This is a genomic window from Streptomyces collinus (assembly GCF_031348265.1).
Taxonomy (GTDB): domain Bacteria; phylum Actinomycetota; class Actinomycetes; order Streptomycetales; family Streptomycetaceae; genus Streptomyces; species Streptomyces collinus.
The window spans coordinates 5680766-5701301 of record NZ_CP133771.1 but is presented as its reverse complement, the minus strand read 5'-3'; the positions used below and the strand labels follow the sequence as shown (position 1 = coordinate 5701301).

The following is a 20536-nucleotide window of genomic DNA, read 5'->3' as shown; positions in this document are numbered from 1 at the left end:
CCGTTCCGTGCCTATGGTGATCGCCGCGCTCGACAGGTATGGACCGCTTTGCGTGCTGGACCGCCTTCTCACAGCAGCGCGTCACCACTCGCCGCGGCTTGCTCGCCCGGATGCCGCGTGACCGTCCGACCGCACCATCCGTAGGACCTGACGCTCGACGCCCGCCACCTTTCCGAAAGGAAGCGCTTACTATGCGTGACCTCATGCGCGCCCTGGCCCTCGGCACCACTCTCGTCGCCTCCCTGCTGGTCGCCCCGCAGGCGATCGCCCAGGACGCCGCCGTCACGGGGCAGCGAGTCGCCGGCACCAGCGTCCAGCTGTCGGCCGCCGGTGCCCAGGACGCGCAGACGCGCGCCGTCGCCGCGGCGGCCCCCGCTGCCGTCAGCGCGTCGGCGACCCTCTGCGGCAGCGGCTACGAGCTGGAGTTCGCGGAGCGGCTTCCCGACTCCAGGCGCTACGGAACCCTCTTCTCCTACGTCAAGTCCACGGTGGGCAAGCACGGGGTCTGTGTCGTGTTCGACAACAACACGAGCAGCGCGAAGAAGATGAAGCTGAAGCTCTGCCCCAACCTGACCGGGGCGACCTGCAAGGTCGACGAGGGCACCTTCAGTCAGTACGCCGGTCCCTTGAAGTACGAGAGCAGCAACGGCCTGCACGTCATGTGCTCCGAGGTCACGGCGCTCATGTGGGACTCCAGCGGCAGGGCGATCATCGACCGGGTCCGGTCCGCCACGCTCTGCGACTGACAGTCGATCACGACCACCCGTCTCCGGGACGCCGGGTCGGCGTCCCGGAGACGGGTGGTCATGCAACGGCCCGAGGGGCGCCCGTTGTTCACCGGGCGCCCCTCGGCGTCTCCTACTGGTCCTCGCCCGGCTTGACCGGGTCGAACGGGTCACCGCCGTCGTCCGGCGGTGTCGTCGGCGGGGACGTGGGCGGGGTGAGGGTGGGCGGTGTCGTCGACGGACTCGGCGGCGGAGACGACGAGGGCTTCTCCGTCGTCGGCGGCGGGGACGACGACGGCTCCTCGGTCGTCGGCTCCTGCGTGGGCTCCTTGGTCGGCTCCTGCGTGGGCGTCGGCGTCCAGGTCGGCTGGACGGCCGCGCCCTGCTGGGTCTCCAGGTCGAACTTGCCGACGTCGCCCATCACACCGAAGGTGTACGCCGCCCAGATCTGCGCCGGGAACCCGCCGCCGTTGACCCGGGGCTCGCCGCCCGCCTTGTACATCGGGACCTGGGCGTGGGTCTTGGGGTCCTCGCCGAACAGGCCCACCGAGGTGACCAGGTTCGGCGTGTAGCCGGTGAACCAGGCCGACTTGTTGTTGTCGGACGTGCCCGTCTTGCCCGCGACCTGCTGGCCGTCACGGCCGGGATTCTCGGCCACGGCCTTCCGGGCGGTGCCGTCGTCGACCACACCGGTCAGCACGGAGGTGACGGAGTCGGCTGCCTCGCGGCTGATGACCGGGTCTCCGACCGCGTCGGGCATGGTGACGTTCTGGTTGAGGTGCTCCGCCGACTTCAGGACGGCCGGGGTGACCTTCCTGCCGTGGTTGTCGAGGGTCGCGTAGACCCCGGCCATCTGCAGAGGGCTCGCGCCCATGCTGCCCAGGGTCTGCGCGGGGACGGCCTCCATGTTCTTGGTGTCCATGCCGAGCTTGCCGGCGACGTCCACCACCTCGGACATGCCGACGTCGACGCCCATCTGCGCGAAGACCGAGTTGACGGACTTGTTCATGGCCGTCTGGACGGAGATCGGGCCGTAGTTCCGGTCGTCCTCGTTCTCGGGGGCGAAGCCGACCTTGGTGCCGTCCTCCACGACCTGGCGCTTGCTGGTGCCGTCGTAGATCGTGTCGGCCGTGATCGGCTTGCCGGACTGCGTCTTCGCCTGCTCCTCCAGGGCCGCGGCCAGGATGACCGGCTTGAAGGTGGAGGCCGGCTGGTAGTCGGCGCGGGTGGCGTTGTTCATGTAGTGCTTGAAGTAGTCCTCGCCGCCGTACATCGCGACCACGGCGCCCGTCTTCGGGTTCACGGACGCGGCACCGGCCTGGACGGCCCCGTCGACCTTGCGCTTGTCGGGGTCGAGTTTGCCGGTCAGCTGCTGCTTGACGGACTTCTCCAGCGCCGCCTGCTTCTTCTTGTCGATGTTGAGCGTGAGGGTCCATCCGCCGGCGTTGACCAGCGCCTCGGCCTGCTTGGCGCTGTCGGCGGCGCCCTGGGCGACGAGCTGCTTCTCCAGTGCCGCGTTGGCCGCGTTGACCAGATAGCCCTTCTGGCCCTCCATGCCGGGGGCGGGCTTGGGCTCCTCGGGCACCGGGAACTTCATGCCGGCCCGATCGGACGCGCTCAGCCAGCCCTCGTCGACCATGTTGTTCAGGACGTAGTTCCAGCGCTGCTTCACCAGCTTCTTACCGTTCTCCGAGGCGACGGCCCAGTCGTACTGGCTCGGGGCCTGGAGGAGCGCGGCGAGGTAGGCGCCCTGCGCGACGCTGAGCTTCTCGGCGTCCTTGCGGTAGTAGGCCTGGGCCGCGGCCTGGATGCCGTAGGCGTTGCGGCCGTAGTAGCTGGTGTTGATGTAGCCGGCGAGGATGTAGTCCTTGGGCTTCTCCCGGTCCAGCTTCAGCGAGATGACCATTTCCTTCAGCTTGCGCGAAACGGTCTGTTCCTGCGTCAGGTAGTAGTTCTTGACGTACTGCTGAGTGATCGTCGAACCGCCCTGCGCACCCCGTCCGGACAGAGTGTTGAGCAGACCGCGGGCGGTGCCCTTGAGGTCGACGCCGGCGTCCTTGTAGAAGGTCTTGTTCTCGGCCGCGACGAAGGTCAGCCGCACTTCCTTGGGGACCCGGGAGAGGTCGACGTTCTCACGGTTGACCTTGCCGTCGCGGGCCATGATCGAGCCGTCGCTGTACTTGTAGATGTTGCTCTGGCGCTTGGCGTCGGCGTTCCCCTCGGGGATGTCGATCACCATGTACAGCACGATGAAGGCGCCCATGCCCAGCAGGCACAGGCCGAGGAAGGTGCCGAGGATCTTCTTCCAGGTGAAGAGCCTGCGTATGCCGCTCTTCCCGGCCGTGGCCGATGAACGGCGGCTCTTGGGTGCCGCCCGGCGCCCACCGCGCTGTCTGGCGCGTCTCTCTTCCGCTCGCCCCATGGGTCCGATCCGCTCCGCTTCGTTCATGTGTGCTCACGCGTCACACAGGTTCGCCGCTCAGGTCAGCTCAGAAAGCTAACACCGGGAGATAAGAGATAGGGCTGCCGATCCGGCCCTTTGCGGACGTGACAATCAGCACCCATCCCAACGGAACCGACGTACGAGACACGCGAAGGGTTGCCAGGACGCGATAAAGTGATATCACTTAGCTAGACAGAAGCTATGCAGGAGTGGCTTCGACAGAAGAACGGGGGACCACCCATGTCCACACACGACACGCAGGTCACGGCCGACGTGCCCGAGATGCCGGCGCCACGCGTGCGGGAGTTCACCGCACACAGCATCGGCGGCGGGCTGGCCCTGCTGCTCGGCCTGGTCGGGCTGCTGGCAGGCGCGGGACTGATCGCGCTCGCCCCCTCGGTGGAGGCGGGCGGCGCGAAGGCCGGGCTGATCGTCGGCGGCATCCTGGTCGCGCTCGTGGCGTTCCTCGCCATGTGCGGGCTGAACATGGTGGCTCCGGGCGAGGCCCGGGTCGTCCAGCTCTTCGGCCGCTACCGCGGCACGATCCGGCAGGACGGCCTGCGCTGGGTGAACCCCTTCACCTCCCGCACGAAGATCTCGACGCGCGTACGCAACCACGAGACCGCCGTCCTGAAGGTCAACGACGCCTACGGCAACCCGATCGAGCTCGCCGCGGTCGTGGTGTGGCGCGTCGAGGACACCGCCCAGGCCACCTTCGAGGTCGACGACTACATCGAGTTCGTCTCCACCCAGACCGAGGCGGCCGTGCGGCACATCGCCATCGAGTACCCCTACGACGCCCACGAGGAGGACGGCCTCTCACTGCGCGGCAACGCCGAGGAGATCACCGAGAAGCTCGCGGTCGAGCTGCACGCGCGCGTGGAGGCGGCCGGCGTGCAGATCATCGAGTCCCGCTTCACGCACCTCGCGTACGCCCCCGAGATCGCCTCGGCGATGCTCCAGCGGCAGCAGGCCGGAGCGGTGGTCGCGGCGCGTCGGCAGATCGTGGACGGCGCGGTGGGCATGGTGGAGGCGGCGATCGCCCGGATCACCGAGCGCGACATCGTGGAGCTGGACTCCGAACGGAAGGCGGCGATGGTCTCCAACCTGATGGTGGTGCTGTGCGGCGACCGGGCCGCGCAGCCGGTCCTCAACACCGGGTCCCTCTACCAGTGACGGTCCCTCCCGAAGGCCAGGGCCCGCAGCGGCGGCCGCAGCAGCAGCGCAAGCAGGTGCTGCTGCGGCTGGACCCTGCGGTGTACGAGGCGCTCGCGCGGTGGGCCGGGGACGAACTGCGGTCGGCCAACGCGCAGATCGAGTTCCTGTTGCGGAAGGCGCTGGCCGAGGCGGGGCGGCTGCCGCGGGAGACCGGGCCGCTGCCCCGGCGGGGGCGGCCGCCCGGGGGTTCCGCCTCCGGGCCCCCGCCGGCCTGAGCACCCGGACCGGACGGCTGTAGCGAAACCGTGACAACGCACTCCGACCTGCACGGCCGCACCCCTGGCCAGGAGCTGCACACTCGGCGTATACATGCCGCGTATACACACCGTGTACAGTCCCGACCATGTCCATCGGTCACACTCTCCTGGGACTCCTGGAGTCCGGCCCACGTCACGGTTACGACCTGAAACGGGCCTTCGACGAGAAGTTCGGTCACGACCGGCCGCTGCACTACGGCCAGGTCTACTCGACGATGTCCCGCCTGCTGAAGAACGGGCTCGTCGAGGTCGACGGCATCGAGGCGGGCGACGGGCCCGAGCGCAAGCGGTACGCGATCACCGAGGCCGGCGTCACGGACGTCGCGCGCTGGCTCGCCACGCCCGAGAAGCCGGAGCCCTACCTCCAGTCGACCCTCTACACGAAGGTCGTCCTCGCGCTGCTCACCCACCGCGACGCCGGGGACATCCTCGACACGCAGCGCTCGGAGCACCTGCGCAGCATGCGGATCCTCACCGACCGCAAGCGCAAGGGCGATCTGGCCGACCAGCTCATCTGCGACCACGCCCTGTTCCACCTGGAGGCGGATCTGCGCTGGCTGGAGCTGGCCGCGGCCCGTCTGGACAAGCTCCGTGAGGCGGTGACCCAGTGACGATTCCCGCTGGTTCGCTCCTCACCGCCCAGGACCTGCGCAAGGTGTACGGGCCGACGACCGCCCTCGACGGCGCCGGGTTCTCCATCCACCCGGGCGAGGTCGTCGCCGTGATGGGCCCGTCCGGGTCGGGCAAGTCGACCCTGCTGCACTGCCTGGCCGGGATCGTCATGCCCGACTCGGGCTCGATCACCTACAACGGGCGCGAGGTGACCTCGATGAGCGACGCCGAGCGCAGTGCGCTGCGGCGCTCCGAGTTCGGGTTCGTGTTCCAGTTCGGGCAGCTCGTGCCGGAACTCACCTGCGTGGAGAACGTCGCGCTGCCGCTGCGGCTGAACGGCTCCTCCCGCAAGGAGGCCGAGCGGACCGCGCTGGCGTGGATGGAACGGCTGGAGGTCGACGACCTCCGCAAGAAGCGGCCCGGCGAGGTCTCCGGCGGTCAGGGGCAGCGGGTCGCCGTGGCCCGCTCTCTGGTGACGAACCCGCGGGTGGTCTTCGCCGACGAGCCGACCGGCGCGCTCGACTCGTTCAACGGCGAGCGCGTGATGGAGCTGCTCACGGACGCCGCCCGGTCGGCCAACACGGCCGTGGTGCTCGTCACCCACGAGGCGCGGGTGGCCGCGTATTCCGACCGCGAGATCGTCGTCCGGGACGGCAAGTCCCGTGACATGGAGCGCGTCGTATGAGCGTCGGGCAGTGGAGCCGGGACCTGGGCATGGGGGCCCGGTTCGCCCTCGCCGGCGGACGCGAGGGGTGGACCCGGGCGCTGCTCACGGCCGTCGGCGTCGGGCTCGGAGTGGCGCTGCTGCTGCTCACCACCGCCATCCCGGGGGCGCTGGCGGAACGGGACCGGCGCGAGGAGGCGCGCAGCGACCACACCTTCGGCCAGCAGGAGATACCGAAGGCCGACGACACCCTGATCGTCGTGGACTCGGACACCACTTTCCGGGACCGGGACGTGCGCGGGCGCATGCTGGAGGCCGAAGGCCCGAAGGCTCCGCTGCCCCCGGGGGTGCCGGCGTTCCCGGCGGACGGCGAGATGGTCGTCTCCCCCGCGCTGAAGGAGCTGCTCGCCTCCGGCGAGGGCAAGCTGCTGCGGGAGCGGCTGGACTACCGGATCACGGGCACCATCGGCGAGCAGGGGCTGGTCGGCTCGCAGGAACTCGCCTACTACGCGGGCGGCAAGGGGCTCGCGGAACGGCTTCAGGGCTCCGCCAGCGGGGCCCGGATCGACAGCTTCGGCAACCCGGACCTGGGGTCGCCCGACCCGTGGGACCCGGTGCTGCTCCTGTTGGTCCTGGTCGTCTTCGTGGTGCTGCTGATGCCGGTCGCCGTGTTCATCGCCGCGGCCGTGCGGTTCGGCGGCGAGCGGCGCGACCGCAGGCTCGCGGCGCTGCGGCTGGTCGGCTCCGACAGCCGGATGACCCGGCGGATCGCCGCCGGGGAGGCGCTCGCCGGTTCCGTGCTGGGGCTCGTCCTCGGCACCGGGTTCTTCCTGCTCGGACGGCAACTGGCGGCGTCCGTCGAGGTGTTCCGCGTCAGCGTGTTCCCGAGCTATCTGAACCCCTCCCCCTTCTTGGCCGTCCTGGTCGCGCTTGCGGTGCCGGCGGCCGCGGTCCTGGTGACGATCCTCGCGCTGCGGGGGGTGGTCATCGAGCCCCTCGGCGTGGTGCGCACGGCCAGGCCCGCGCGGCGCCGGCTGTGGTGGCGGCTGCTGCTGCCGCTGGGCGGGCTGGCGCTGCTCTACCCGATGATGGGGCAGGGCGACGACGGCGGGAGCTTCAACCAGTACCTGGTCGTCGGCGGCGTGATGCTGCTCCTGATCGGTGTCACGGCGCTGCTGCCCTGGGTCGTGGAGACGGTCGTCGCCCGGCTCGGTTCGGGCGGAGTCGCCTGGCAACTTGCCGTGCGCAGGCTCCAGTTGAGCAGCGGTGTGGCGGCTCGCATGGTCAACGGCATCGCGGTGGCGGTGGCCGGGGCGATCGCGCTGCAGATGCTGTTCGCCGGGGTGGAGGGCAACTACACCAGGGCGTCGCAGTACGACGTCTCCCGGGCCCAGATGAGCGTGGACGTGCCGGACGGCAGCGACGCCGCCCCGGTCGCCGCGCAGTACCGCGACACCGAGGGCATACGCAAGGTCACCGTCCTGTCGGACTTCCATCTCGGCGACCGGCGCGAGGCGGACGCCCTCATCCAGATCACCGTGGCCGACTGCGCGTCACTGCGTGAAGTCGCAACGCTCCCCGACTGCCGCGACGGTGACGTCTTCGCGGCCAAGGGCTCGGAGTACGACAGCGACAGCGACCGCCTGGCCGTGCCCGGCACGCCCCTGTGGGCCGAATCGGAGGAAACCGGCCGCACCGGCGACCGTACGGTCTCCTGGACCGTTCCGCGGGACATCCGGCAGGCCGAGTCCCGCGAGGACCCCACCGGGTACGAGCGCGGCGGCATCCTGATCACCCCCGGCGCGCTGCCCGGGAAGCTCAAAACGCTCATCTCCACGCGGCTCTTCCTGAGCGTGGACCCCTCGGTGCCGGACGCCTACGACCACGTGCGCAACACGGCCGCGCGGCTCGACCCGACGTCCCAGCCGATGACCTGGCACAGCATCGAGAGCAACGACCGCTACGCCGCCATCCGCACCGGCCTGTCCGTCGGAGCCGCGTGTGTGCTGGCCCTGATCGGGGCGAGCCTGCTGGTCTCGCAGCTGGAGCAGTTGCGCGAACGCCGCAAGCTGCTGTCGTCCCTGGTCGCCTTCGGAACCCGGCGTCGCACCCTGGGCCTGTCGGTGCTGTGGCAGACGGCGATCCCGATCGGTCTCGGCCTGCTGCTCGCCGCGGCGGTGGGCATGACCCTGGGCGCGGTCCTGCTGCGGATGACGAACACATCGGTCCGGGTGGACTGGCCGAGCGTGCTGTCGGTGACCGGCATCGGCGCGGGCGTCGTCCTCGTGGTGACGCTGCTGAGCCTGCCGCCGCTGATGAAGCTGATGCGGCCGGACGGGCTGCGGACGGAGTAGGTCCTCATGCGGGGCGTCAGGCGTCGCGATCGACGACCCGTACGGGCAGCGGCCGCAGCGCCTGGCGCAGGGCGGCCGCCAGCTCCTCGTACTCCCCGCCGCGTGCGGCCCCCGCCCGCATCGCCAGCGCGATCCGGCGGGTGGGGGCCGGGTCGGCGAAGTACCCGGTGAGGAGCTGGTTGCTGCGGGACGTCTCGACCTTGAGGGCGGTGCGCGGCAGCAGGGTGACGCCGAGCCCGCCCGCGACGAGCTGCACCAGCGTGGACAGCCCCGCGGCGGTCGTGGTGACCGGCACGTCGTCGCGGCCGGCCTCCCGGCAGATGTCGAGGGCCTGGTCGCGCAGGCAGTGGCCCTCGTCCAGCAGGAGCAGGTTCAGCTCGCGCAGTGCCTGGCGCGGGATGCCCTCCCGGCCGCCGAGCCAGTGGTCGAGCGGCGTGACGAGTACGAAGTCCTCGTCGAACAAAGGCAGTTCGGTCACGCCCGGCACCCCCAGGGGCACGGCGAGCAGCAGCAGGTCGAGCCGGCCGCCGGCCAGGCCGTCGAGGAGGCTGGCGGTCTGCTCCTCGTGCACCTGGAGGTCGAGGTGCGGGTACCGCTCGTGGACGAGTCGCAGGACCGTCGGCAGCAGATAGGGCGCCACCGTCGGGATCACCCCGAGCCGCAGCACCCCGGTGAAGGGCGCCCGGACCGCCTCGGCTTCCTCCATGAGCGCTCCCACCTCCCCCAGAACCGCCTTGGCGCGTACGGCGATCCGCTCGCCCTCGGGTGAGAGCAGCACCTTGCGCGTCGTACGCTCGAGGAGCGTCACTCCGAGTGTCTCCTCCAGGGCCGACACGGCGCCCGAGAGGGCGGGCTGGCTCATGCCGATCGCGGCTGCCGCGTCCCGGAAATGGAGGTGATCGGCCACCGCCGCGAAGGCCCGGAGCTGGGCCAGGCTGGGCTGCCTGCGCTTATTACCGACAGTCACTGATAACTACCTCCGATCAACTCGACCGAGTGTAGCTATTTCCGTAATCAATCGAGCCTGTGCCAACATCAACACAGTCCAACCCATGGGAAACCCCCGCGATCCGGGAGTTTCTTCGCTGCAAGGAGTGTGTGTGCTCACCGTCGGTGACAAGTTCCCCGAGTTCGACCTGACCGCCTGCGTCTCGCTGGAGAAGGGCAAGGAGTTCCAGCAGATCGACCACAAGACCTACGAGGGTCAGTGGAAGGTCATCTTCGCGTGGCCCAAGGACTTCACCTTCGTGTGCCCGACCGAGATCGCCGCCTTCGGCAAGCTGAACGAGGAGTTCGCGGACCGCGACGCGCAGGTCCTCGGCTTCTCCGGCGACTCCGAGTTCGTCCACCACGCCTGGCGCAAGGACCACGACGACCTGCGCGACCTGCCGTTCCCGATGATGGCCGACTCCAAGCACGAGCTGATGCGCGACCTCGGCATCGAGGGCGAGGACGGCTTCGCCAAGCGCGCGGTGTTCATCGTGGACCAGAACAACGAGATCCAGTTCTCGATGGTGACCGCGGGCTCGGTCGGCCGTAACCCGAAGGAGGTCCTCCGGGTCCTGGACGCGCTCCAGACGGACGAACTGTGCCCCTGCAACTGGTCGAAGGGCGACGAGACCCTCGACCCGGTCGCGCTGCTCTCCGGGGAGTGATCTGACATGTCGCTGGATGCCCTGAAGTCCGCCATACCGGACTACGCCAAGGACCTGAAGCTCAACCTGGGCTCGGTCATCGGCAACTCCGACCTGCCGGCCCAGCAGCTGTGGGGCACGGTGCTGTCGACGGCCATCGCCTCGCGCTCCCCGATCGTGCTGCGCGAGCTGGAGCCGGAGGCGAAGGCGAACCTGTCGCCGGAGGCGTACACGGCCGCCAAGGCCGCCGCCGCGGTGATGGCGATGAACAACGTCTTCTACCGCACCCGTCACCTGCTGTCGGACCACGAGTACGGCACCCTGCGCGCCGGTCTGCGGATGAACGTCATCGGCAACCCGGGCGTCGACAAGGTCGACTTCGAGCTGTGGTCCTTCGCCGTCTCGGCCATCAACGGCTGCGGCATGTGCCTGGACTCGCACGAGCAGGTCCTGCGCAAGGCGGGCCTCGACCGCGAGGTCGTCCAGGAGGCGTTCAAGATCGCCTCCGTGATCCAGGCGGTCGGCGTCACGCTGGACGCCGAGGCGGTCCTGGCCGAGTAACCCCCGGCCGCACGCCTCGCATCGCAGGGCCCCGTCCACCTGACCGGTGGACGGGGCCCTGCTGTCGTTCTCGACGTCCCGCTACTGGGACTGCGCCCCCGGGCCGGGCTCCGCACTCACCGCCGTGGCCCCGCGCGGCCGCACCGAATGCCGCAGCGCCGACTTCTGCGAGTACGACCGCAGATACCCGGCGACCGTGTTCGTCACCGCCACCAGCGGGACGGCGACCACCGCACCACCGATCCCGGCCACCATCGCGCCCGCCGCGACCGACAGCACCACCGCCAGCGGATGGACCCGGACGGCGCGCCCCAGGATGAACGGCTGCAGGATGTGCCCCTCGATCTGCTGCACCGCGAGCACCACCACCAGCGTCATGACGGCCGTGAACACCCCCTGGGTGACCAGCGCGACGACCACCGCCAGCGCCCCGGACACCACCGCACCCACCAGCGGGATGAACGCGAACAGGAAGACGAACACCGCCAGCGGCACGGCCATCGGCACATCGAGGAAGTAGATGCCGAGGCCGATGAAGATCGCGTCGATCAGCGCCACGATCACCGTGCCCCGCACGTACCCGGTCAGCGTCCGCCACGCCGCCGGACCGGCCCCGGCCACTCCCGGCCGCGCCGCCACGGGCACCAGCTTCAGCGTCCACTCCCAGATCCGCTTGCCGTCGTAGAGCAGGAACAGGGTACAGAAGACCGACAGCAGGATCCCGGTGAGCGCCTCGACGACGACGGTCACGCCTTCCAGGCCCGCCGAGGTGATCTGGTCGGTGTTCGCCCCGACCGCCTCGCGCAGGTTCTTGGCGATCTCGTTGATCTGCTTGTCCGTGACGTGGAAGGGGCTGTTCAGCAGCCAGTTCCGCAACTCGTCGATGCCGTCCTGGATCTGGCCCGAGAGGTCGTCGATGTTCTCCATGACCTGCCAGGTCACGAACCAGCCGATGAGACCGATGACGATGAAGCCGAACATCGCCGTCAGCGCGGTCGCCGGCCCGCGCGGCACGCCGTGGCGTCGCAGCCGGGCCACCGTCGGCTGCAGGATCGCCGTGATGAGCAGCGCGATGACGAACGAGAGCACCACGAGCTGGACGGCGCTGATGACCCGCATCAACACCCAGAGCGTGCCCGCGAGGACGAGGAGCCGCCAGCCGGCCTCGGCCGCGACCCGTACCCCCCACGGCACGGCCAGCGCGGGATCGGGGCGGGCGGCGACATCGGGGGCGTAGTCCGGGGGCGCCGGCACGTGGTCGTCGGCGAGCGTCCCGGGGTCGGGGTCGTCCTGCTCCCGTTCGGCCTCGGCGCGGCGTTCGTTGTACCGCTCGCTGATCTCGGTCAGCCCGGCACCGACCCGGCCGAGCCACCCTGGCACTCGCGACATGATCCGTCCTTTTCCCCCGTCTTGGCGCACCACTCCCCCCGGGAGCCATCCGTCCGACCGTACATGGCGCGAGCCCCGCACCGGACGACGGTGCGGGGCTCGCGCGAAGGACGGGATCGGCCGTGGGCCGGTCGGCTCAGTACCAGTTGTTGGCCTGCCAGAACGACCAGGCCTCACAGGGGCTGCCGTAGCGGTCGTTCATGTAGTTCAGGCCCCACTTGATCTGGGTGGCCGGGTTGGTCCGCCAGTCGGCGCCGACGGACGACATCTTGGAACCGGGCAGCGCCTGGAACATGCCGTAGGCCCCGGAGGAGGGGTTGACCGCCTTGTAGTTCCAGTCGGACTCGTGGTCCACGATGTTGCTGAAGCACTGGAACTGGCCGGACGGCACGATCTGCCGTGCCATCGCCTGGAGCTGCGCGATGCTGTAGGAGGTCGCGACGGGGAAGTCGGAGATGTCCTTGGAGCGGCTGGCGGCGGCTTCCTTGGCCTCCGCGCGCTCCTTGGCCTCCTTGGCCGCCTTCTCGGCGGCTTCCTTCTTCGCGATGGCCGTCTCGGCGGCGGCCTTGCGGGCGGCCTCCTCGGCGTCCTTCTTCGCGCTCGCGTCCGCCTGAATGGCCTGTGCGTCGGCCTGTTGCGTCAGCGACGCGGTCTGCACCTGGGCCTGCTGGCCCGCGGGGATGTCCGCGAGCAGCGTCGCGCCGCTTGCCGTCGCTTCGGCGTCGTTGTTCTGCGCGGTGCTGCCCGAGGCAACGCCGACGACGCTTCCGACAGCGGTGACCGCCGTGGCCGAAGCCACTGCGAATCCCCGGACCGAGATCCGGCTCACACGGTTTTCCTTCCAGCATCGCCCGCTTCGGTGACCCTCGCGGACGCAATCGTGCCCCTGGCACAGGCCTCCCCAACTGCGGGGTCACGGGAGGCGCGGGCCCGGTGGGCAACTCCCCCGAGGGGAGCGCCGCGTGTTGCTCGGGCGGCATACGACATCGCTATGCAGTTGATGCTGATGCTTTTGTGGTGCCGTACCGCTGGGGGTACAGGTGTGTCGTATGCGGGGCCTGACAGGAGTGAGACTCTGCCGTAACCGGACGGGGCAAGGCAATTCCGAGTTGCGTGTGAAAGCTCACATCCCGTTTGACGCAGGAAATTCCACGGAACGGCCACACGCGAAGGCGCCGCCCGGCTAGGCTCTTCGCCTTTTCCGGACGGCGCCAACTATCGCATAAGCGATACTATTTGGCCTGGTGCGGTCAGATGTGCCCGTCTTCGAGCATTTCGGTCACAAGGGCTGCGATCTGGGACCTCTCGGACCGCGTCAGGGTCACGTGCGCGAAGAGCGGATGCCCCTTCAGCTTCTCCACGACGGCGACGACGCCGTCGTACCGGCCGACCCGGAGGTTGTCCCGCTGGGCCACGTCATGGGTGAGAACCACCCGTGAATTGGCCCCGATCCGGGACAGAACGGTAAGAAGTACGTTCCGTTCCAGCGACTGGGCCTCGTCCACGATCACGAACGCGTCGTGCAGCGAGCGGCCGCGGATGTGGGTGAGCGGCAGGACCTCCAGCATCCCGCGCGCGGTGACCTCCTCGATGACCTCGCGGGAGGTGACCGCCGACAGCGTGTCGAACACCGCCTGCGCCCAGGGGCTCATCTTCTCGGCCTCGGAACCCGGCAGATAGCCCAGCTCCTGCCCGCCCACCGCGTACAGCGGACGGAAGACCATCACCTTCTGGTGCTGACGGCGCTCCAGGACCGCCTCCAGCCCCGCGCACAGCGCCAGCGCCGACTTGCCGGTGCCGGCCCGGCCGCCCATCGACACGATCCCCACGTCCGGGTCGAGCAGCAGATCCAGCGCGATGCGCTGCTCGGCACTGCGGCCCTTGATGCCGAACACCTCTCGATCCCCGCGCACGACACGGATGTTGCCCTCGGGCGTGACCCGCCCGAGCGCCTTGCCGCGCTCCGACTGGATCATCAGGCCCGTGTGCACCGGGAGTGCGGCGGCCTCGGGGACGTAGACGTGCCCCTCCTCGAAGAGGATGTCCACCTGCTCGCCGGGCAGGGTCAGTTCGGACATTCCGGTCCAGCCGGAGGAGTCCGTGATGGCGAGCTCCGCGCGGTACTCCTCGGCGAGGAGTCCGACGGAGGACGCCTTGATCCTGAGCGGGAGGTCCTTGGACACGACGGTGACGTCGAAACCCTCGGCCTGCAGGTTGCGGGCGACCGCGAGGATGCGGGAGTCGTTGTCCCCCAGGCGGTAGCCGCTGGGCAGCACGCTGGGGTCCGAGTGGTTGAGCTCGACACGGACGGTCCCGCCCAGATCCCCGATAGGGATGGGGGCATCGAGGCGACCGTGCCTCACCCGGAACTCGTCGAGCAGACGCAGGGCCTGCCGGGCGAAGTAGCCGAGTTCGGGATGGTGCCGCTTGGCCTCCAGCTCCGTGACCACGACGATGGGGAGCACGACCTCGTGCTCGTCGAAGCGGTTCAGGGCGTTCGGGTCGGCCAGCAGGACGCTGGTGTCGAGAACATAGGTGCGCCGGTCGGGCTTGTGGCGCTTTGTGCTGGTCACCACGGAAGGACGTACCCCCTCGGATGAGGTCGGGGAGCGACGGTATGGAGCTGGACCGGTCGTCGGCCGCCCTGCGCGGGCCGAGAACCGGCCCTCCGCCTCTTCGTCCGTGCTGTGACCGCACGATCGGGCTGGTGCAAAGGGCCTCCCGGGCGGACGGCCCCGTGCCGTCCGCTGAGATACGACACCCGTGGTTCGGGCGTCGACCTGTCTGGGTTATGCCCTCGAACGAGCGTCGCCATGCCACGGCATATGACGGCGAGCGCGTGAACTCCGTGTTACGCGCGACCTCAAGGGGGTACGGGGAGGCGCCGTGACGTGGGACGTCCTGCGTCCGCGGTGCCCGGCAGCGGTACGTCAGCCGCCGTAGCGCCGGTGGCGGACGGCGTAGTCGCGCATGGCACGCAGGAAGTCGACCTTGCGGAACGCCGGCCAGAACACGTCACAGAAGTAGTACTCGGAGTGGGCGGTCTGCCAGAGCATGAATCCGGACAGCCGCTGCTCGCCGCTGGTGCGGATCACCAGATCGGGGTCGGGCTGGTCGCTGGTGTAGAGGTGACGCCCGATCATGTCGGTGTCGACGGCGTCGGCGAGCTCCTCCATCGAGGTGCCCCGGTCCTTGGCGTCGAGCAGCATCGAGCGGACGGCGTCGGCGATCTCCTGCCGGCCGCCGTAACCGATGGCGACGTTGACCACTATGCCGTCGACGTGCGCGGTGGTCTCCTCGGCCTCCTTGAGGACCGTCTGCATCCCCGAGGGCAGCAGGTCGGGCGTGCCCACGTGGTGCACGCGCCAGCGGCCGTCGGCGGCCAGGGTGCGCACGACGTCCTCGATGATGCCGAGCAGGGGGACGAGTTCCTCCTGCGGCCGGTCGAAGTTGTCCGTGGACAGCAGCCAGAGGGTGACGACCTCGACATCGGTCTCGGTGCACCAGCCGAGGAACTCCTCGATCTTCCCGGCACCGGCCCGATGGCCGTCGACGGTGCTGGATCCGGCGGCCTTCGCCCAGCGCCGGTTGCCGTCCATGATGACGCCGATGTGCTTGGGCACCTGAGCGTGGTCCAGGTGACCTTCCACCCGGCGTGCGTACAGCCTGACCAGCAGGCCGCGCAGCTTGTCGCGCAGGTTCACGTGATCGTCAGCCCCTCCGTAAGGATCGGACAGGCCGCGGTGTGCGGCCCGGTCGTGGCCGCGGGCGGTCCCTGCCCGTGTGGCAGTCCCCGGGGGCGAAGCCTACCCCCGCTGCGGCGGTGGGCCGCCAACCGGGGCGGAACGAAAGGTTCCGGCCGGTGGTTCGAGCCGCCCGGCGGACCCAAATAAAACGGGCCGGTCCGTGGGGGGGAGACGGACCGGCCCGAGGGGGGGTTTCCACCATAACCCTTCGTAAGTGATGCTGCGCGCATCGGCGTGCCACAACTACTCTCCGGAGCCGCCCGGCGACGCGGCGATGACCGCGGAGGCCCTCGTTCAGGGCTTGCCTGTGGCCGAAACAGGGCGCATACGCAGGGGAATCGGGCGCCACGGGGCAGGATCCGGAGGATTTTCCGCACCTTGGGGCCCACTCGGGTGACATGTCCCGGCATCCCCCCGACGGGTGACCCGGCCGCGAACGCCCGCTTGACCCGGGGTCGCCCCCGGGCCGTCGCCGATTCGCCGCTTTGCCGTCCCGACATCACCGCTGCGCGAGACCCGGCGAGAGGCCTGGTACCGCGCAGCCCCCTCCACTGCGCGGTACCGCCCGCGCAGCTTTGCTCACGCGAATTGCCTGGCTTCGAATCTACGCGAGTGGATGCGGGGAGGCGAGCCGCAGGCGATAACGATGTGAAAACCCTCGGCGGAAGATGCGCAAGTGCAGTGAGCGAAAGGGGTGACCCGGCGAAAGGGTGACAAGGCGAACGGTGCGAGCCGCAGCGAACGGTGCGAGCCGGGCGGCCATTCGGCGCAGGAAGCCCATCTAGGCCGATATCTGTCCTCATTGGCGTCTAGCGTCGCACCATGACGACGAACGTGAGCATCACGTGGGACGCGGCCGGCGCACGCCGGGCGGAGCGGCAGTTCCTGGCCGGGCCTGCCGGGACCGGCGTGCCGCTCGCCGAGGTGGCCGGCGCGATGCTGGGCGTGCACGCCCAGGTGCTCTCCGCGGCCGAGCTGTCGCTGGGGATGCGGACGGACGGGGTGACACGGGCGGACGTACGGTCCGCGCTCTGGGGCGACCGGTCCCTGGTCAAGACGTACGGCCCGCGCGGCACGGTCCATCTCCTCCCGGCCGGTGAGCTCCCCCTCTTCGCCGCCGCATTGACGGCGGTCCCGGCCGGCCCGAGCCCGTTCCCGCCCGACGTGCGGCTCACCGAGGAGCAGGCCGCCCAGGTCGTGACGGCGATCGGCGAAGCGCTCGACGGCAGGTTCCTGACGCTCGACGAGCTGTCCGAGGAGGTCGTCGCCCGGACGGGGCCCTGGGCCGGTGCCCGCGTGATGCCGGCGTTCCAGGACCTGTGGCCGCGCTGGCGCCAGGTGATGCACCGGGCCGGCTGGGCGGGCACGCTGTGCTTCGGCCCCGACCGCGGCCGCAAGGCGACGTACACGCGCCCCGCCACGGGGAACCGGAAGGTGGGCGACGGGGACGGTGATGCCTTGTCCGTCTTCGTCCGCCGCTATCTGCGCGCGTACGGCCCGGCGACCCCGGCGCACTTCGCACGGTGGCTGGCGGCGCCGCCCGGCTGGGCCACGGCCCTGTTCGGCGAACTGGCCGCGGCGGGCCGCATCGAGGAGGTCCGCTTCGAGGGAACACCGGCGTGGGTGGTGGCGGGCGACACCGATTTCCCGGACGGCCCGGCGCGGGGAGTCCGCCTGCTCCCCTACTTCGACGCGTACGTCATCGCCGGGCAGCCACGCGAACGGCTGTTCCCCGGGGCGGCGTACCGGCGCGCCCTCGCGGGCGGCCAGGCGGGCAACTATCCGGTGCTGCTCGTCGACGGAGTGGTGGCGGGGGTCTGGCACCAGCGGCGCCGGGGCCGTCGTACGACCGTCACGGTCGAGCCGCTCGCCCCGCTGACGGCACGGCAGGAACGGGAGCTGGGCGAGCAGGTTGAGCGCGTGGGTGAGGTACTGGAGGCGACGGCCGAGCTGGTGGTGGGAGAGGTGACGGTGGGCCCGCACGCGTGATCACGGGCCCGGGGTGCGTCAGCCCGGCTTGCGCGCGTCGAAGAGGTGGCGGGTGCTGTGGGCGACGAAGGGGCCATCGGCCCGGATGCGCTCATGCAGCTCCAGCAGCCGCGGCTCGTACGCCTCGACGGTGAAGCCGGGGACCATCCAGACCACCTTGCGCAGGAAGTGCACGACCGCGCCGATGTCGTGGAACTCCACGCGCAGCCGCTCCGCCCGCAGCCCGACGCCGTCGAGCCCGGCGGCCTCGGCGTCGGCACGCTCACGGTCGGGGTGGCGGGCACTGCGCACGCCGTCCGGCTGGGGTCCGAGGAAGTACTCGACGAGTTCGAAGACGCTGTTCGGGCCGATGTGCTGGGCGAAATACGTCCCGCCGGGCCGGAGGACGCGGGCGATCTCCGCCCAGTGCGGGCGGACGGGATGCCGGCTGACGACCAGGTCGAAGGCGCCGTCGGCGAAGGGCAGCGGATCGTCCTCCGCAGCGGCGACGACCGCGACGCCGCGCGGACGGAGCAGGGCGGTCGCTTTGGCGACGTTGGGGGGCCAGCCTTCGGTGGCGACGGTGAGGAGGGGCGGCTTCGGGGCGGGGGTGTCGGTGCCGGACTGTGGTTCGGACTTGCTGCCGGTCTCGGCGGCGGAACCGGTGGCGGGCCTGCTTGTGGTCTCCTCGGCGACCCGGGAGAGGGCGAAGTCCAGCACCTCGCCGCCCCCGGTCTGCACATCGAGCACGGCGCTCGCCCTGCCCAGCCGCTCGGCCATCGAGACGGCGTACCCCCAGGAGGGGCGTGCCTCCGTCGCCCGCCCTTCGAACCAGGAGAAGTCCCAGCCGTCCGTGGGGACGGAGGCGCCTTCGGCCACGAGGTCTTCGAAGGTGGTGGGGTGCGGAGGCCCGGGGTGGGGCAGGGACGTCACGCGGTGCTCCTTACGACAGGACGAATACGACGTGCTGGTCACCGTGGCATGGGAACCAGGGGCCGCACTTCCTCGGCGGCGAACCGCACGAACCCCTCCGGGTCGGGCTCGTCCGCCGTCGGCTGCAGGACGACGCTGTCGGCCCCGGCCTCCACCAGCCGCTCGACGGCCTTGGCGACGGCCCCGGCATCCCCGGCGACCCCGAGGTCCGGAACGGCTTCGTCCCCCTCGGCGGTGAGCTCCGCGCGCAGCCGGGCGGCGGCGTCGGGCCCGGTGGCGGTGAGGAGATAGACGACCAGGGGGTGGGGTCCTGTCCCCCGGCCCGCCGCGGCGCGGCCCTCCTCGACGAGCTGCCGCGCCCTGCGTACGCCCTCGGCGTTCGTGGAGGCGGTGAGGATGGTCCCGTCGGCGGCCTCTCCGGTGAGCCGCAGGGACCGCGGCCCGGTGGCCCCGGCCAGCACCCCGCCGTGCGGGCCCTCCGGCGGCCAGTCCAGGGCGACGTCGTCGAGCTTGACGTACCGCCCGTCGACGGTGACCCGCTCACCGCCCAGCAGAGCCCTGAGCGCGAGGAGATGCTCCCGCAGCAGCGTGACCGGCGACTCGACCCGGGCACCGACCTGTCCCATCCAGTCCTGCACGCCGTGTCCCACGCCGAGGATCGCGCGCCCCGGGAACATCCGGTGCAGCGAGGCGGCCTCCATGGCCGTGATGGCGACGTTCCGCAGGGGCACGGGCAACAGCCCGACCCCGACGCGCACGCGCTCGGTCCACGCGAGGGCGGCTGCGGCGGTGGAGATCCCGCCCTCTCTGAAACAGTCCTCCCAGAGCCAGAGCTCTTCGAGGCCGGCGTCATCGGCCAGCCGGGCCACTGATCGGAGTCGCTCGGGGGCCAGTTGGGGGCGGAAGACTGCGCCTAGTGAGGTCATGGTGCTGTTCTTACCCGGGCCGGGCCGCGACGGACAACGCAATTCGCGTCGGCCGGGCGGGCGTCCCTCGCATGGTGGGTGCCCCGCCCGGCCGGGCTCGGTCCTCGCTCAGCGGTTGACGGCCTGGATCTCCTGCACGACCACGTCCTGGGTGGCGCCGAACGTGCCGTCGGGGAGGTCGCCGCCCGCACCGCCGGAGCCGGTCCAGTCGATCTCCCAGGTGACGGTGGCCTGGAGGGGGTAGGTGCCGTCGCCCGAGGAGCGCAGGTACCTGACTCCGCAGGGCGGCGTCCGGTCGGCCTTGCCCTTGGCGTAGGGCTCGCCGATGCGATCGCCGTCGGCTTCGCAGACGCCGGAGGCGGGGTAGGTCACGGCGTCCTTGTTGCCCGGTTCGATCCTGAGCGACTTCGGCCTCGCGGTCGCGGTCGCCGTGATGCCGATGACGGGTACGGAGGCGGTGACGGACACCGGCTTGAAGTCTGCGACGTCCAGCCAGGCCCAGGTCGGCAGGTTGACCTTGGTCGCCGCGGCGGGTGCCAGGGTGACCTTGGTGCTGGGGACGCGGATCTCGGCGTAGGCGAGTTCGGCGAGGATCTCGGGCGTGACGGCGTTCTGGATGTCGGCGGGCGGCGGGTCGCCCTGGTCCACCCAGAAGGGTTCCTCCGTGCAGGCGTCCCACCCCGGGGGGAAGTCCTCGTCGACGAACGAGTCCCAGAAGTAGCCCTTGCCGGTCTTGTCCTTGTTGAAGTCCTTGTACGGCTTCCCGTTGACGTAACGGTCGCGCTGCTTCGCGTCCCACTCATAGCCCGTGGAACCGGCCTCCCAGACCGGCTCCATGGTCTTCTGGAGCTGCTCCGGGGTGTACTTCGGGGCGTACCAGCAGGGGGGCGGGGTCCAGGACGTGGAGGAGGTGAGCGCACCGGCGGAGGTGCCGCTGCCGTTCTTGGAACGGTCGAATACGACGCCGCCTACGGTTACGGAGACGGTGCCGTCTTTGCCTGCGTTGGCCTTCTGCGTCTCGCCGTCCGTGCCGCCGAACCCCTTCTCCGCGTAAGCGGGGCCGGACATGGCCAGGGCCATCGCTACGAAGCCCGAAGTGACGAGCA

Annotated in this window: 18 protein-coding genes; 9 read left to right on the top strand and 9 right to left on the bottom strand. The window is 70.4% G+C overall.

The window, feature by feature from the left end; genetic code table 11:
* Positions 1–191 precede the first annotated feature (191 nt).
* Positions 192–746, top strand: coding sequence for a hypothetical protein (locus tag RFN52_RS26060; RefSeq protein WP_184849499.1), 555 nt, complete (start codon positions 192–194; stop codon positions 744–746).
* 112 nt (positions 747–858) lie between these two features.
* On the opposite strand, the gene RFN52_RS26055 is transcribed toward RFN52_RS26060, so the two are convergent.
* The gene (locus RFN52_RS26055; RefSeq protein WP_184849497.1) at positions 859–3147 is read right to left on the bottom strand and encodes a transglycosylase domain-containing protein; all 2289 of its coding nucleotides are present in this window, start codon (positions 3145–3147) and stop codon (positions 859–861) included.
* A gap of 261 nt (positions 3148–3408) precedes the next feature.
* On the opposite strand from RFN52_RS26055, the gene RFN52_RS26050 reads away from it, so the two are divergent.
* From RFN52_RS26050 to RFN52_RS26030, 5 genes are all read left to right on the top strand, one after another.
* Positions 3409–4344, top strand: coding sequence for an SPFH domain-containing protein (locus RFN52_RS26050; RefSeq protein ID WP_184849495.1), 936 nt, complete (start codon positions 3409–3411; stop codon positions 4342–4344).
* A complete protein-coding gene (locus RFN52_RS26045; RefSeq protein WP_062928849.1) occupies positions 4341–4601 on the top strand; it encodes a type II toxin-antitoxin system antitoxin in 261 nt (86 codons plus the stop codon). The genes RFN52_RS26050 and RFN52_RS26045 overlap by 4 nt, the downstream gene beginning before the upstream one ends.
* A 128-nt stretch (positions 4602–4729) precedes the next feature.
* The gene (locus tag RFN52_RS26040; protein ID WP_184849494.1) at positions 4730–5254 is read left to right on the top strand and encodes a PadR family transcriptional regulator; all 525 of its coding nucleotides are present in this window, start codon (positions 4730–4732) and stop codon (positions 5252–5254) included.
* Complete coding sequence (locus RFN52_RS26035) at positions 5251–5940, top strand: ABC transporter ATP-binding protein (protein WP_184849492.1); 690 nt, start codon at positions 5251–5253, stop codon at positions 5938–5940. Before RFN52_RS26040 ends, RFN52_RS26035 begins: the two co-directional genes overlap by 4 nt.
* Positions 5937–8273, top strand: coding sequence for an ABC transporter permease (locus tag RFN52_RS26030; protein ID WP_184849490.1), 2337 nt, complete (start codon positions 5937–5939; stop codon positions 8271–8273). Before RFN52_RS26035 ends, RFN52_RS26030 begins: the two co-directional genes overlap by 4 nt.
* A gap of 16 nt (positions 8274–8289) precedes the next feature.
* Here RFN52_RS26030 and RFN52_RS26025 read toward each other — a convergent pair whose 3' ends face one another.
* Complete coding sequence (locus tag RFN52_RS26025) at positions 8290–9240, bottom strand: LysR substrate-binding domain-containing protein (RefSeq protein ID WP_184849489.1); 951 nt, start codon at positions 9238–9240, stop codon at positions 8290–8292.
* A 133-nt stretch (positions 9241–9373) separates the two neighbouring features.
* On the opposite strand from RFN52_RS26025, the gene RFN52_RS26020 reads away from it, so the two are divergent.
* Positions 9374–9928: a peroxiredoxin gene (locus tag RFN52_RS26020; RefSeq protein WP_030842656.1), complete on the top strand. Its 555-nt coding sequence runs from the start codon at positions 9374–9376 to the stop codon at positions 9926–9928.
* Positions 9929–9934: 6 nt separating this feature from the next.
* Positions 9935–10468 (top strand): alkyl hydroperoxide reductase, encoded by a 534-nt coding sequence (locus RFN52_RS26015; protein WP_031103031.1) that lies wholly within the window; start codon positions 9935–9937, stop codon positions 10466–10468.
* Between the two features lie 81 nt (positions 10469–10549).
* Here RFN52_RS26015 and RFN52_RS26010 read toward each other — a convergent pair whose 3' ends face one another.
* From RFN52_RS26010 to RFN52_RS25995, 4 genes are all read right to left on the bottom strand, one after another.
* On the bottom strand, positions 10550–11857 hold the full coding sequence (locus RFN52_RS26010) for an AI-2E family transporter (RefSeq protein WP_184849487.1): 1308 nt from the start codon (positions 11855–11857) through the stop codon (positions 10550–10552).
* Between the two features lie 136 nt (positions 11858–11993).
* Positions 11994–12686: an aggregation-promoting factor C-terminal-like domain-containing protein gene (locus RFN52_RS26005; RefSeq protein WP_181361365.1), complete on the bottom strand. Its 693-nt coding sequence runs from the start codon at positions 12684–12686 to the stop codon at positions 11994–11996.
* 421 nt (positions 12687–13107) lie between these two features.
* The gene (phoH2, locus tag RFN52_RS26000) at positions 13108–14433 is read right to left on the bottom strand and encodes an RNA 5'-3' helicase PhoH2 (RefSeq protein ID WP_184849485.1); all 1326 of its coding nucleotides are present in this window, start codon (positions 14431–14433) and stop codon (positions 13108–13110) included.
* Between the two features lie 354 nt (positions 14434–14787).
* The gene (locus RFN52_RS25995; RefSeq protein ID WP_107455663.1) at positions 14788–15561 is read right to left on the bottom strand and encodes an isoprenyl transferase; all 774 of its coding nucleotides are present in this window, start codon (positions 15559–15561) and stop codon (positions 14788–14790) included.
* 864 nt (positions 15562–16425) lie between these two features.
* Here RFN52_RS25995 and RFN52_RS25990 point away from each other — a divergent pair.
* Complete coding sequence (locus tag RFN52_RS25990) at positions 16426–17592, top strand: winged helix DNA-binding domain-containing protein (RefSeq protein ID WP_184849484.1); 1167 nt, start codon at positions 16426–16428, stop codon at positions 17590–17592.
* Positions 17593–17610: 18 nt separating this feature from the next.
* Here RFN52_RS25990 and RFN52_RS25985 read toward each other — a convergent pair whose 3' ends face one another.
* The 3 genes from RFN52_RS25985 to RFN52_RS25975 all read right to left on the bottom strand — a co-directional run bounded on the left by RFN52_RS25985 (position 17611) and on the right by RFN52_RS25975 (position 20510).
* On the bottom strand, positions 17611–18504 hold the full coding sequence (locus tag RFN52_RS25985) for a class I SAM-dependent methyltransferase (RefSeq protein WP_311241057.1): 894 nt from the start codon (positions 18502–18504) through the stop codon (positions 17611–17613).
* Positions 18505–18542: 38 nt separating this feature from the next.
* Entirely contained in the window at positions 18543–19430 is an 888-nt protein-coding gene (locus tag RFN52_RS25980) for an LLM class flavin-dependent oxidoreductase (protein WP_184849482.1), read from the bottom strand.
* Positions 19431–19538: 108 nt separating this feature from the next.
* Positions 19539–20510 carry a hypothetical protein gene (locus tag RFN52_RS25975; protein WP_184854041.1) on the bottom strand — a complete coding sequence of 324 codons (972 nt, stop codon included), beginning with the start codon at positions 20508–20510 and terminating at the stop codon, positions 19539–19541.
* Positions 20511–20536 lie beyond the last annotated feature (26 nt).